The 14210-nt window shown below is 57.1% G+C and carries 10 protein-coding genes; 5 read left to right on the top strand and 5 right to left on the bottom strand.

Features of this window, described 5'->3' with window-relative positions; translation table 11 throughout:
• Positions 1-17: 17 nt before the first annotated feature.
• Both AM218_RS00375 and AM218_RS00370 read left to right on the top strand, forming a co-directional pair.
• The gene (locus AM218_RS00375) at positions 18-899 is read left to right on the top strand and encodes a hypothetical protein (RefSeq protein WP_054410828.1); all 882 of its coding nucleotides are present in this window, start codon (positions 18-20) and stop codon (positions 897-899) included.
• Positions 900-1024: 125 nt separating this feature from the next.
• On the top strand, positions 1025-1936 hold the full coding sequence (locus AM218_RS00370) for a S66 peptidase family protein (RefSeq protein WP_054410827.1): 912 nt from the start codon (positions 1025-1027) through the stop codon (positions 1934-1936).
• 3 nt (positions 1937-1939) lie between these two features.
• Here the strand turns inward: AM218_RS00370 and AM218_RS00365 are convergent, their stop codons facing one another.
• The 5 genes from AM218_RS00365 to AM218_RS00345 form a co-directional block, all read right to left on the bottom strand.
• Positions 1940-3232 carry a MutS-related protein gene (locus tag AM218_RS00365; RefSeq protein ID WP_054410825.1) on the bottom strand — a complete coding sequence of 431 codons (1293 nt, stop codon included), beginning with the start codon at positions 3230-3232 and terminating at the stop codon, positions 1940-1942.
• Between the two features lie 30 nt (positions 3233-3262).
• Positions 3263-4579 carry an alpha/beta fold hydrolase gene (locus AM218_RS00360; RefSeq protein ID WP_054410823.1) on the bottom strand — a complete coding sequence of 439 codons (1317 nt, stop codon included), beginning with the start codon at positions 4577-4579 and terminating at the stop codon, positions 3263-3265.
• 102 nt (positions 4580-4681) lie between these two features.
• Positions 4682-5704, bottom strand: coding sequence for a M28 family peptidase (locus tag AM218_RS00355; protein ID WP_054410821.1), 1023 nt, complete (start codon positions 5702-5704; stop codon positions 4682-4684).
• Positions 5705-5804: 100 nt separating this feature from the next.
• On the bottom strand, positions 5805-7310 hold the full coding sequence (cysS, locus tag AM218_RS00350; RefSeq protein ID WP_054410819.1) for a cysteine--tRNA ligase: 1506 nt from the start codon (positions 7308-7310) through the stop codon (positions 5805-5807).
• 61 nt (positions 7311-7371) lie between these two features.
• The gene (locus tag AM218_RS00345) at positions 7372-8496 is read right to left on the bottom strand and encodes an endonuclease/exonuclease/phosphatase family protein (protein ID WP_197273991.1); all 1125 of its coding nucleotides are present in this window, start codon (positions 8494-8496) and stop codon (positions 7372-7374) included.
• 119 nt (positions 8497-8615) lie between these two features.
• Here AM218_RS00345 and AM218_RS00340 point away from each other — a divergent pair, with 119 nt between their 5' ends.
• The 3 genes from AM218_RS00340 to nusA all read left to right on the top strand — a co-directional run bounded on the left by AM218_RS00340 (position 8616) and on the right by nusA (position 14103).
• Positions 8616-12101: a DUF7948 domain-containing protein gene (locus tag AM218_RS00340; RefSeq protein ID WP_157547454.1), complete on the top strand. Its 3486-nt coding sequence runs from the start codon at positions 8616-8618 to the stop codon at positions 12099-12101.
• Between the two features lie 124 nt (positions 12102-12225).
• Positions 12226-12696 carry a ribosome maturation factor RimP gene (rimP, locus tag AM218_RS00335; RefSeq protein WP_231717516.1) on the top strand — a complete coding sequence of 157 codons (471 nt, stop codon included), beginning with the start codon at positions 12226-12228 and terminating at the stop codon, positions 12694-12696.
• Between the two features lie 126 nt (positions 12697-12822).
• Complete coding sequence (gene nusA, locus AM218_RS00330; protein WP_054410812.1) at positions 12823-14103, top strand: transcription termination factor NusA; 1281 nt, start codon at positions 12823-12825, stop codon at positions 14101-14103.
• Positions 14104-14210 lie beyond the last annotated feature (107 nt).

The raw sequence follows: 14210 nt of genomic DNA, 5'->3' as shown, positions 1-14210 counted from the left end.
TCTTACCGCTTTGCCCTATGCTTGCCGCTCTGCTTCTGCCCTTTTTCAGCCTGGTAGCGGGCTGGTGCGCCCAGCCCACCCCGGCCGCACTGCGCGATAAAACCGTGCGCAACGACTTTGAAACGTTGGTGGAAGCGGAGCGCACCTTTGCCGCCTATGGTCAGGAGCATTCCGTGCAAAACGCCTTCGGCAAATACCTCGGCAATGCGTTTCTGCTGCATAAAGGCCAGTTTATGCGGGGCCGCGACATTTATGGCCAGGCACCAGAGGAGCCCGGGCGCTTAATCTGGCGCCCCGTGTTTGCCGATATTGCCGCCTCCGGTGACCTGGGCGTGACCACCGGCCCCTGGGATTTTCGGCCGAATACCCTGGCCGATGCGCCTACGCGGTTCGGCAACTTTGCCACCATCTGGCGCAAGACGGATTCCGGCAGCTGGGAGGCCGTGTACGATGGCGGCATAAGCCACGCGGCCCCTGCCAAACCAGCCGCCGAGCAGCTCCGGCCCGTCCGATATGCCCTCAAGCAGGAATCGGCACCGGCAGACACGGCCAGGCGCCGGGCTGAATTGGCGCAGGTAGAAGCGGATTTTGCCAGCCGGGCCAAAAAGTGCCTGCGCCAGGCGTATCAGCCAGTGCTGGGGCCCACGCAGGAGTTGCGCCTGCTGCGCGAAGGGGAGCAGCCGTTTCTGAATACGGCCGCCTGGGCACTAGCTAAAACCTCTACCCAAGCGCTGCTGCTGCAGCCGGTAAAAACGGAGGTATCGGCGGCGGGCGACTGGGGCTATTCCATCGGCTATATCGGGCAGCTGCCCGAGCGGGGCCAGTTTCTGCACGTATGGCGCCGCACCGATGGCCAATGGAAGCTAACCATGGAAGTGCTTAGCTTACGCGTCATCTGAGGTAGCCTCGCCGCCTGAAAATAGAATGGAGCAGCCCTGGCCTTTGCCGGGGCTTTTTTGCTGATGCCAGCTGCCTGCGCTCCGGCTTTTGTTGCGTAGGTTTGCCCAGTTCATCTTACTGCGCTATGCCCACCGCTCCTGACCCGCTTCGCCCCCAAGACCGGGTGGCCATTGTATGTACGGCCCGTAAAGCCTCTCACGAAGAGCTGGCCGCCGCCGTGGCTACGCTTACCGGTTGGGGCCTGGAAGTAGTACTGGGCGAAAGCACGAATATTGCCCACCATCAGTTTGGCGGCGACGATGAAGTGCGGCGGCGCGACTTTCAGCACCAGTTGGACGACCCCGGCATCCGGGCTATTCTGATTGCGCGCGGCGGCTACGGCACCCCGCGTATCATTGACCAGCTGGACTTTTCCCGCTTTGCAGAGAACCCGAAATGGGTAGCCGGCTTCTCGGATATCACCACGCTTAACTGTCACCTGCTGCGCCTGGGGCACCAGAGTATTCATGGCGTGATGCCGTTGCTCTTTCACCAGCCCGGCGGCGAGGAAGCACTGGAAAGCCTGCGGCGGGCGTTGTTTGGCGCACCAATAATCTATACCGTGGCGCCACAGTCGCTTAACCGTTTCGGCACGGCCGAGGGCGAGTTGATAGGCGGCAACCTCAGCCTGCTGCAAAACCTGACCGGTACTGCCTCCGACTGCCCTACCGATGGCCGGATTCTGTTTCTGGAAGACACCGACGAGTATCTCTATTCCATAGACCGGATGCTGGTGCACCTGGACCGCACCGGCAAGCTCTGCCATCTGGCCGGGCTGCTGGTAGGCCACTTCAGCAACCCCCAGGATAACCTCGTGCCCTTTGGCCAAACTCCCTACGAAATCATTGATACCTACGCCCGCCGGTATAATTTCCCGGTGGCCTACGGCTTCCCCGTTGGCCATGAGCCCGAGAACATGGCTCTGATTTGTGGCCGGCAAGCCAGGATGACGGTGAATGAGAGTGGGGCGCGGGTGGAGTATATGGAGGCGCCATAACGGCTATGCGTATGGCCTCAGCAATTCATAAAGGCCTTCTTTTTCAAAGAGTAGTTTACCAATTCTTAGGCTTGACCACCCCGGTAGCAGACGGTAGGTAAAACGTGGAACCTGCTCTTCCAACAAACATTCTATAGAATAAGCATGAATACTTGGCTGTATTGTTAGCCGGCTTTCCAGTTGTAGTAAGTGAGTGGAAACCATAAAATAGGAACCCTGAGAGCTGGCCAGTCCTTCAATCGTTGCTTGGGTAATATCCAATGCGTCATCCACATTAGTGCCCCGAAAAAGCTCATCAAAGACGGCAAACGTTCGGCCTGGCCGTTGTGCTGCCTGTACTACTGCTTTCAGGTTCTGTATTTCCGCCATAAAGTGGCTATACCCATTTTTCAGACTATCGGTCAGGTTGATGGCTACCACTATAGAATGAAAAAAGGGTAATTGGCAGGCTGCCGCCGGCACTCCTACTCCTACATGGGCCAAATACACACACAAGCCTATAGCTTTGAGTAAGGTAGACTTGCCGGCCATATTAGGTCCGGTCAGAATTAGTACCGAATCAGTTGGCTTCAGAACCAGGGTATTCTTGACAGGTAGCGCCAAGATGGGATGATAGAACTGCTCCAGGGTCAATCCGTTATCCTGAAAGATGGGAAAAACAAAGCCGTAACGGAGCATCCCTTTCGCTAAGGACCAGTATGCTTCAAACACATAGAATGCCTGCCAGAATGCGCTTACTTCCTCGGGGCTAACGGCTTGTAGTTGCCGGGCAAAGCGTACCATTTGGGCAACTGAAAAAGAGTCCTGCTGAATAGCCAGGGCAGTAATTGGCAGAATAAAGCGGTGCAGAAACCGGACCAGCTTCTCTAGTATCGGCCGAAAGCTAGCGGGAAACCCTGATACAGTAAGTTGCAGCACATATTGCTGCTGCAGCCGGTGTAGAAAGGAAATAGTCTGAACGTAACGGGCCCGGCTTGTATAGCGCTCCTTCTCCGAAAACAACAGCTTAACACTGAGCCTGAACCTGTTATCTTCTAATCTAACCCGACCATTGCTAACATCCAGCAGAAAAGCCCGCACTTCCTGAAAATGAATTTTCTGATAAGAGAAATCAGCAAGCACTGACCAGTTGTCCAAAAAGGCTTTAATAACTGCTTGCTTCTCCTGAATCAACTCGACTGAAGACGGTAATTCACTCAACAACTTGCTTAAAGCATCCTCAGCATCGGCATTTTGGGTATAGTTGAATAAAGGCAGTATTTCAGCTTCCAGATGTAAGTCCTGAATATGTATCATTTGCTTATAGTCAGTTGCTGCTTCACTTCGCTAATGTACATTCCGGGCTTCGACTCCCTTCAAGAAGCCTAAAACCGTCTGATTAAACAACGGACCATTTTCCTGCGGGGCGTAGTGCGAGAGTGCCGGCAGAATAACCAGCTGGCTGTGCGGAATATTCTCAGCAATAAGCCGGGTGTGCGCATCCTTGATAACATCCTTCTCCCCGGCCAGCACCAGAACCGGCGCCGTTATGGCATGTAGCTCGGCGGGTTTCATGTTGGGGTAGTTCAGCAGCAGGGTACTGAGGCGGTAGCCTTTGTGCCACTGCTTTTTGAAAGGACCAAGCACAGTCAAAATCCGCTTGGTCTGGCGCACCTGCTTCAGTAGCTTGGCATCTACGGCAGTGGTGTCGGCGTAGAGGTTGGCGCCCATGGTTACCAGGCTTTTTACCTGGGTTGGATAGCGCAGGGCCATACTCAGGCCCGTGTTGCCGCCGTCGCTCCAGCCCACAATGTGGGCGGCGGGCATCTGCAGGTGCTCCAATAGTGCGTGCATGTCATCGGCAAACAAATCGTAGCTGAGCCGGCCCTTGGTGGCGGCCGACTTGCCCTGGTCGCGGGTATCAACGGCAATAACCTGGTATTCCTGGGCCAGTGCCCCTATTTGCTGGCGGAAGCTGCTGATGGATTCTCCATTACCGTGCAACAGCAGCAGGGGCTCGCCCTGGCCGTAGGTTTCGTAGTAGAGCTTCACGCCATTTACTACCGCATAGTGTCCTGCCGCTTTGTTGCGGCCATAGGGCACAATATGCTGCCCCGCGGTAGCCAGGTAGTGGTTGCCACTGGAATCCGTGGCAATTTCCTGAGTAAAGCCCGTCACCTGCTGAAACTGACGCCAGCTTCGCTTATCCGCCAGCAGAGGGCCGGCACTTTCAAAATCCGCGTTCAGCAGGGGGCATTTCTCCCACCGCCCGGGCTTAGTTTCGACTTCCAGCAGAAAGTCATCGAAGCCGAAACGGCCGTTCATATAGTAGCCCAGCACTACCTGCAGCGTGTCGGCCTGCTTACTTAGCTTGCCCTGCACGCTATAGGTGCGCCAGTGCGCATTCTTAATATTTTTGGGAAGGCGGGCGGAGCTAAGCCACTTGGTTTTAGAGTCCAGCACGGAAGCCGCAATCCAGGCATCCGCTCCGTCGGAGGCGGCAGTATCTACCTGCATTCGGGCCGATAGCCGGTAAGGTCGGCCGGCATACGCCTTCACGTTCACGCGTTGGAACAAGCCATCGGCCACGGCTAGTTTAGGGGTTGTTTGGGCGTGGGCGGCAGCGCTCAGCAGCAGGGCCAGCAAAGTCAGAAGTTTTTTCATCCGTGAGGAAGAGCCCGAAACCAGGCTGCAGGTGGCAAGGGCAGAAAAAAACTCCGGCCATTCTACTGGCCGGAGTTTTTTCTGATTTTCAATTAGCAGTAACTACTCGCCGTAAATCACCTGCAGTACCGTCTGGCCCACGGCCTTAAGCGTGCGCCGGTCTACAATGCTCATGTTATCCTGCGTGGTGTGGTGATAGGCGGGGAAAACATCTTCCCCGAAAGGCAGCGTGTCAATGATATCGATGGTGCGCACCCCGGCCTTGTTTGTATACACGTGGTCATCAGTAAGGGCGGGCCCATCCCGAAAGATAAAGAAGTCTGAAAAGCCAATTCTGGCGGCCATATTCCACACTTTTTCCACCACATCGGCGGCCATCTGGCGCGACTCGCCTTCGCGGCTAAACTTGGCGTTCTTCGCCCCTACCATATCCAGCAGAATGCCATAGCTGGGCTTGTAGCCAGCTGGCAGCATGTGCTCGGCCCAGTACTGGGAGCCCAGGCACCAGCTGTCTGCATCTGGCAGTTGGTTGCGCAGCTCGCTTTGCGTCGATTCGTCGTAGCCGTAGTCTTCGGCGTCAAACAAAATAAAGTCGATGCCGACGTTGGGGCGGAGGCTATCGGGCTGGGCGGCCAGCACGCGGGCCATTTCCAGGGCTATGCCCACGCCGCTGGCACCATCTACGGCACCATCCAAGGGGGCATTTTTCCTGGTCTTGTCTTTATCGGCGAAGGGGCGGGTGTCCCAGTGCGTGAAAATGGCAATACGGCGCGCTGCCTGCGGCTGATACTGCGCTACAATGTTGCGCGAGCGAAGCATTTTGCCATCAAAAGCCATGGCCTCAAACGGCTGTTCCTTTACTGAAAGGCCCAGGCTTTTAAACGTGCGCACTATCCAGTCGCCGGTTTTTACGTGGGCCGTGGAGTTGGGCACGCGGGGCCCAAACGCCACCTGCCGGGCCGTGTAGGCATACGCCGAGTCGGCGTTGAAGGCAGGCGCTTTCGGCAGCGGCACTTCCTCCTTAGTGGCGGTGGTTTCGGTGGTGGTTTTCTTCTCTGTACAGCCTGCGGCCAGCAGCAAAGCGGCCAGCGCAAGGGAGGTAATATGAGAGAGGCGGAAGTTCATAGAGTTATAGAAGGACGTTGTGCCGAAGCAAAGCGACTGGCATGCGGAGGTTGCAACGGATAGTATTTCTCAAGCCCACTGCCGGCCGGAGCCGCGGGGTTTATTCTTCGCTGTAAGCCCAGTCGATGCCGGATTTGGTGTCTTTTACCACTATGCCCTGCTCTTTCAGCGCGGCCCGAATAACATCCACTTTGGCGTAGTCTTTGGCTGCTTTGGCTTCCTGATAAAAGCTCAGCGTAAGGCCCAGCAGATCTTCGGCATTGGCCCGCGGCTCGTCCTGCAGGCCCAGCACCTCCTGCACCAGCGTGCGGAAAGCGCTGGTGGCTTCCGTTAAAGCGGCTTCGCTCACCTGGCTTAGCGTAGCCAGGTTGGCCGCGTAGCCATTAAACTTGCGCAGCAGGTTAAACAGGGAAGCAATGCAGCGGGCCGTGTTCAGGTCGTCGTTCAGGCCCGTGAAGCAGTCCTGCGTGAGTTTGCGCAGCTCGGCATCGGCCGCAGTGGTATCAGCAGCGCGCTCGGTGCCCTCGGGCAACACCAGCTTATCCAGCACGCGCAGGCCGTTCATGAGCTTGCGGTAGCCTTTGCGGGCGGCCTGCATGGCATCATCCGAAATATCAATGGGGCTGCGGTAATGCGCCTGCAGCAGGAAGAACCGCGCCACCATGGGCGAGTATGCCTGCGACAGAGTAGCATTGGTGCCCTCAAACAGCTCGGAAATGGTAATGAAGTTGCCAAGCGACTTGCTCATTTTGGCTCCATTCACCGTAATCATGTTGTGGTGCACCCAAACGCGGGCCTCATCGGTGTGGCTGTGGCTGCCCTGGCTCTGCGCAATTTCGCACTCGTGGTGCGGAAACATCAGGTCCAGGCCACCGCCGTGGATGTCCGACATCTGCCCCAGATACTTGCGGCTCATGGCCGAGCACTCCAGGTGCCAGCCGGGGAAGCCCTGGCCCCAGGGCGAGGGCCACTGCATGAGGTGGCGGGCATCGGCCTTTTTCCAGAGGGCAAAATCCAACGGGCTGCGCTTTTCTTCCTGCCCCGCCAAATTGTCGCGCGAGCCGGCCAGCAGCTCATCTACTACCCGGTTGGAAAGCTTGCCATATCCGCGGCCGGCGGCATTATAAGCGGGTACATCAAAGTACACCGAGCCATTCACCTCATAAGCAAAATTGTTGCTGATGATTTCCTGAATCAGCTCAATCTGCTCGGTGATGTGGCCGCTGGCGCGGGGTTGAATATCGGGCGGCAAGCAGCCTAGTACCTCTACGTGGCGCTGGTAGAGGTTGGCAAACTGCTCTGCCACCTGCATGGGCTCCAGCTGCCGGGCGCGGGCCATTTTGCTGATTTTGTCCTCCCCTTCGTCGGCGTCGCTTTCCAGGTGGCCTACATCCGTGATGTTGCGCACGTAGCGCACCGTGTAGCCGAGGTAGCGCAGATAGCGCGTGAGCACATCGAACACCACCGGGCCGCGGGCGTTGCCCACGTGGGCTTCGCTATATACGGTGGGGCCGCACAGGTACACCCCTACAAAGGGTGCGTGCAGGGGTTCAAAGGATTCCTTCTTGCGGGTGAGGGTGTTGTAGAGGGAGAGCGGGTGGTGCATCCGGCAAAGATATCATTGGCAATGAAGAATGAGGAATGATGCGGGCAGGCACCTTCTTATCTCAGTCTTTCGTCTTGGTTTTCAACCGATACGTGCCGGTGAGGGGAAAGTGGTCAGAATACGGAATTTCGTAGTGCACGCCAAAGTCGTCAATGGCCCATTGCGGGCCGGCAAACTGCTGGTCGATGCGCAGGAAAGGCAGGCGGCCGTTGTAGGTGGCCCCTATCCCGTTACCGATGGTGGCATGGGCATTCTGCAGGTGGTCGGCCAGCTGGTCGTAGGTATAGCTGTAGGGTAGGTCGTTTAAATCAGCGCAAAAAAGAATGGGGTAGCGGCACTGGGCCATGTGCTGCACCAGCTCATCTACCTGCCGGCTGCGCGCTACCAGCCCGCGCTTAAACCGGCGCAGCAGCCCCACGCCTTTCGCTTTCAGCCCGTCCTTACTGGAATAACTGTCCACGATGTCACGCTCATCCATGCTCATGCTTTGCAGGTGGGCGTTATACACCCGGATGGTATCGCCACCGGGCAGGCGCAGATCAGCAAACATGGCGTGATTCTGCGTGAGCTTACCAAAGTTGATAGTGCCCCGGTTTACAATAGGAAAGCGCGAGAAGATAGCCAGCCCGAACTCCGCCCCAATGGCATTCCGCAGCGTAACGGACACAAAGGGCGTGCGGTGCGCATCAGGCCCAATGCGCTGTACTGACTGAAACACGTCTTTATTTGCCCGGGTTGTGTGCGGTTCGTTATAGAATTCCTGCAGGCAGATTACGTCCGCCGGTTGCTCGGCCAGCCATTTAATTAAGTGGCGGGAAGACGAAAAATTCTTGTCCCGCAGCTGCGCATACACATTAAAAATGCGCACGTTGGCACTCAGCAGCTGTACTTGTTGGCCGGCGGCCTTCTCGCCCGTAGGCACCAGATACAACGGATGCAGAGCAAAGCCCCGCTGCACATGGGGCCACATCAGCACCAGCAGCAGAATGGGCAGCAAAGCCACCCGCCAGTTGCGCAGCAGCCAGTACACAGCCAGCACGCCCGTGAGTAGGAGCGCTACCGGTAAAGAAAGCCCCAGAAAGGCGGCGGGCCAGAACTGATGCGCCGGCACCTGCAGCGCCGCAATGGCTACCAACACCCATCCCAACACCAGCAGGGTGCATTTAAAAGCAAAGGAACGTCGCACAGTTACAAAGAAAGACGCCGGCAAATTACGACATCCTGCTTGTTTAGCTGCGGATGGCATTAATCCGTGCCTACTTTAGACTATATTTCAGGGTCATATTTTCGCTTGTTATCTTAATTATGAATCGAAGGGCCTGCTATTGCCTGTTTCTGGGCATTATTTCATTGTTGATAGGCAAAGGGCAGTCTGGCTACGCTGCTGCTCCCACTACGCGCAGCTTAGAGTTTGTGGAAAACCGCGGGCAGTGGCCGGAGCCCGTACGCTTTGCCGCTGATATTCCGGGCGGGCGCCTGTTCCTCCGGCCCACCGGCTTTACCTACACGCTGTACTCACTCGAAGACTTAAGTGCGCACAACCACCACGACGGCCGCAGCAAAACCACCACCATTCCCCCGGAGCGGCTCCGCGGCCACGCCTATACCGTCTCGTTTGTAGGCGGGCGGGCGGCGGCTCAGATCAGCTCCCGGGAGCCCACGGAGGGCACACGCAATTATTTTCTTGGGCAGGATTCCCACCATTGGGCCCGGAACGTGCGCGGCTTCCGCCAGCTGCGCTATGAAAAAGTATACCCTAATACCGATGTACAGCTCTATGAAAACATAGGCGGGCAGCTGGAATACGATTTTCTGGTGGCGCCGGGCGGCAAGCCCGATGCCATTCGGCTGCGCTACGAAGGGCAGGAAAGCCTCACGCTGCAGGAAGGCGTGCTGGTAGTGCGCACCTCCGTGGGCCAGGTAACGGAAACTGCTCCCCGGGCCTGGCAGGATATTAATGGCCGCCGCGTGCCCGTGGCCTGCGCCTTTGTGCTGCGCGGCAAGGAAGTATCGTTCCGGCTGCCCCAGGGCTATCAGCGGAAATACCCGCTCGTTATTGACCCCACGGTTATCTTTTCCTCCTTCACCGGCGCTACCGATGATAACTGGGGCAATACGGCAACTTATGATGAGGAAGGCCACCTGTATTCCGGCGGCACGGCGTTTGGGCCGGGCTATCCGGTTTCGCCGGGGGCATTCGATGTAAGCTTCAATCAGGTGATTGATGTTGCCATCATTAAATATAATACCACCGTCAACGGGCCGGCTGCCCGCCTGTATGCCACGTTTCTGGGCGGCAGCGGCGTAGAAACACCCCATAGTCTGGTTGTCAACTCCAAGGGCGAGCTGCTGATTCTGGGTACTACCTCTTCCCCTGACTTTCCGACCAGCACTACCGCTTTCGACCGGAAGTTTAACGGTGGCGCACCAATCGTGCCTCTCAGCGGCTCTAACTATACGAATGGTGCCGATTTGTTTATCAGCACCTTATCTACTGATGGCAGCCAACTGGTCGCCTCCACTTTTCTGGGCGGCACCGGCAACGACGGTTTGAATACCGATCAATCAGGGGATGATTATCTATCCCGAAACTACGGAGACGCCTTCCGGGGTGATATTACGGTGGATGCCGCCGATAACGTATACCTCACCACCAACACCATCAGTACCGATTTTCCGGTGCGCAATGGCTTGGGCCGCACCTACGGTGGGGGCGCCAGCGACGCCGTGGTGGCCAAGCTCCCCGCCGACCTGAGCACCCTACTGTGGTCAAGCTACCTGGGCGGGCGTGGGGCCGATGCGGCCTACTCCATTCAGCTGGCCACCGATGGCTCCGTTTACCTGGCCGGCGGTACCAACAGCACCGACTTTCCTACCACCACCGGCTCCTACCAGCCCGGGAAGGCCGGCAATGCCGATGGGTTTGTGGCGCACATCAGTGCTAATGGCACGCGCCTGGAACAGGCCTCTTACCTGGGCACCGCGCAGTATGACCAGGCTTATTTTCTGCAGCTGGATGAGCTGGACAATGTGTATCTGTTGGGGCAAACGTTCGGCACCTATCCCGTAACATCCGGTCTGTACGACAACAATAAGCGCCGCGGCGGACAGTTTATTCAGAAGATGGATCCGAAGCTGGCCACACGCGTGTACTCCGTCGTTTTCGGCAGCGGCCGCAATGGGGTGGATGTATCGTTGACGGCTTTCCTGGTAGATGCCTGTGAGCGGATTTATGCCTGCGGCTGGGGCGGCCGGGTCAACCAGGCCTATACCGGCGGCTCTACCGATGGCCTGCCGGTAACATCCAATGCCATCCAGACCACCACGGATGGCTCCGATTTCTACCTGATTCAGTTTGGAGCCGGCGCGCAAAGCGTAGAGTATGCTACTTTCTTCGGCGAAAATGGGGGGCGCGGTGAGCATGTAGACGGCGGCACCAGCCGCTTTGATAAACGCGGCGTGGTGTACCAGGCCGTATGCGGCGGCTGTGGTGGCACCTCCGGCTTTCCGGTGCCGCCCGGCGCCAACACGTATTCTACCCGCAACAACAGCCGCAACTGCAATAACGCGGCGTTTAAAATTGACTTCGGGCTGCGGTTTGCCCAGGCGGGTCCCGCCAGAATAGTGTGCGCCGATGATGCGGCCTTTGTGCTGGGCGGCAGCCCGGCTGGTGGTACCTGGACGGGCCCCGGCGTAACTCTACAAGCTAACGGTAGCTACCTCTTCACGCCCGCCGCTGCTTTGGTAGGGGAGCAAAAACTCACGTACTCCGTAGCTTCCACAGGAGTCTGCGTGACCACTAGCGTCTTGAGCCTTACCGTGAATCCGGTACAGACCGTTGACTTTCCGCTGGCGCCCATGCTCTGCACCAACCAAGCGGCCATCACGCTTACAGCCACGCCGGCCGGGGGCACTTTTTCGGGTAAGGGCGTTACCGGCAATCAGTTTAACCCTGTAGCTGCGGGGCCGGGCACGCACACCATTACATATACCCTGCCGCCCGGTCAGTGCGGGCAGGCAACCCGCACTGTGATGATACAGGCCCCGCCCGTGGTAGAGGCCGGCCGGGATACCGCCCTGTGCAGCTTTCAGAACTTACCTTATCAGCTGCTGGGGGCTAGCCCGGCCGGCGGTATCTGGAGTGGTACTGGCGTTACACCCGAAGGAATGTTTACGCCCCCGGCTGCCGCTGATACGGCGCAGCTCATTCGCCTCACCTATACTTATCAGATAGAAAACGGCTGCAGCCAGTTTGATGTCCGCCGGGTGGTAATGGCCCCACTGAACACGCAGTCGGAGCCTTTACCCCTGCCCGAATGCCCGGCTTACCCCGGCAAAACTGGCCTGGCCCCGCTAACAGTTCACTTCGTTTCGCCTTCCCGCTACGCCAGCAGCTACGACTGGGACTTTGGGGATGGCAGCCCGCATAGCACCGAGGCTAATCCCACCCACGTTTATACCACGCCGGGTTCTTACTCCGTCAGCTCCAGCGCTTATTACACCGCCAACTGTCAGGTAGAAACCCGCTTTCTGACCGTGGAGGTAGGCGAAGCCAATGTGCCCAACATCTTCACCCCCAACAACGACAAGCGCAACGACACCTTTGTGCAGCACTTCACCTGCCTGCCGGTTTCCCTCAAAATATTCTCCCGCTGGGGCAATGAGGTGTACAGCACCCCCGACTACCATAATGACTGGACCGGCGACAAGCTCGCCGATGGCGTCTATTATTTCCTGCTGCGCGATACCGACGGCAAGCAGTACAAAGGGTGGCTGGAGGTGCGCCGCTAAGCGCCTATCCCAGAACGGGTATTGCATTTAGGTAGAATATATCCTATCTTTGCACCTGCAAACTACAAGTTAAGAGGAGGGGACGTGCAGTCCCCTCTTTCTTTTATCCCCCAGGTTCAGCCGTATGAGATTTGACCGTGAACGAATTGCCGAAATGCTACAGGACAGCCTGCCTGGCACAGAGCTGTTCGTGGTCGGCCTGACTATTTCAGATGCTATCCGCCCCAAAGTGACGGTTATTCTGGACGGAGAGCAGGGATTGGGCATTGATGAATGCGCGAAAGTCAGCCGCCGGCTGGCCCACCGCATTGATGAAGCCTACGGAGAAGAAGCCAGCTACACGCTGGAAGTCACCTCCCCCGGCGCCGACCAACCCCTCCTCGACCCACGCCAGTACACCCGCCACGTTGGCCGCGACCTGAATCTGAAGCTGGCCGACGGCACCGAAAAAACCGGTACGCTGGAAGCCATTGAAGCCGAAGGCATTCAGCTGGCCGAAGTCATTAAAGAGAAAACCAAAAAGAAAGTATTGCCCGCCGTTTCCATTCCGTTCACGGATATAAAGGAAGCCCGGGTCGTCATTTCTTTTAAATAACTTACTAGCGAATGGCCCCCGGTCATTTGCTTTTTCGTTCTGCTCACCTTTCATCTGTCTCGTCTGCTGGCTAATTTCCCAACGTAAGCCAACGGCCCGCAGCGCACAGTCAAAAGCTCAAAAAATATGAACAGCCACGTTCTGATCGAATCTTTCGCCGAGTTCGCCCGGTCTAAGAACATCGACCGTCCCACGATGATGAGCATCCTGGAAGACGTGTTCCGGACGATGATTCGCAAAAAGTACACGACTGATGAGAACTTCGACGTCATCATCAACGTGGACAAGGGCGACCTTGAAATCTGGCGCAACCGCGAAATTGTGGACGATAACTCAGAGGATATCTGGGATTTCGACAAGATTCCGCTGGCGGAGGCCCAGAAGATTGAGGCCGACTTTGAAGTAGGCGAACAGGTTGCGGAAGAAGTTAAGCTGGAAGATTTCGGCCGTCGTGCCGTGCTCATGGCCCGCCAAACGCTGATTCAGCGCGTGAAGGACCTGGAGCGGGATAACCTCTACCAGACCTATAAGGACCAGGTAGGCGAAATCATTGCCGGTGAAGTATACCAGGTGTGGAGCCGCGAGGCCCTGATCCTGGACAAGGACGAAAACGAGTTGGTACTGCCCAAATCAGAGCAGATTCCCAAGGACCGGTACCGTAAGGGCGACACTGTGCGCGCTGTAGTACACCGGGTGGAAATCATCAACGGCACGCCCAAAATCATCCTCTCCCGCGCGGCGCCAGCCTTCCTGGAGCGGTTGTTTGAGCAGGAAGTACCCGAAATCTATGATGGCCTCATCACCATCAAGAACATTGTGCGCGAGCCAGGCGAGCGAGCCAAAGTAGCCGTAGAAAGCTACGATGACCGTATCGACCCGGTGGGTGCCTGCGTAGGCATGAAAGGCTCCCGTATCCACGCCGTGGTGCGTGAGCTGGAGAACGAGAACATCGATGTCATCAACTACACCGATAACCTCGAGCTCTACATTCAGCGTGCATTGTCGCCGGCTAAAATCGGCTCAATGAAAATAAACGAACAAACCGGTCGTGTTTCGGTGTTCCTGAAACCTGACCAGGTATCACTGGCCATTGGCCGTGGTGGTGCCAACATCAAGCTGGCCTCGCGGCTGGTGGGCATGGAAATCGACGTATTCCGGGAAGCCGGCGACTACGAAGAGGACATTGCCCTTGATGAATTCCAGGATGAAATTGAAGACTGGGTAATTGCCGAGCTGAAAAAAATCGGCCTCGACACGGGCCGGGCCGTATTGGCTGTCAGCAAGGAAGACCTGGTTCGTCGGACGGAACTGGAGGAAGAAACGGTGGAAGAAGTCTTCCGCGTGATTCGCCAGGAATTTGAAGACGAAGAAGAACAAGAAGAACCCAAGACCGGCGACGCGCAATGAGTGCGTGGCGGCCGGTACGGCAAAGGCGTTAAATCGGGCCCCGCGGCTGGATTTAACGCCGCTCGGCAAGATTTAATATAGTACCTTTGCAACTGAATAAGAGTATC

Origin of the sequence: Hymenobacter sp. DG25A (assembly GCF_001280305.1) — a bacterium.
Lineage (GTDB): Bacteria > Bacteroidota > Bacteroidia > Cytophagales > Hymenobacteraceae > Hymenobacter.
Note: the sequence above shows the minus strand (reverse complement) of the source record. Positions and strands in the feature narration are given on the sequence as shown.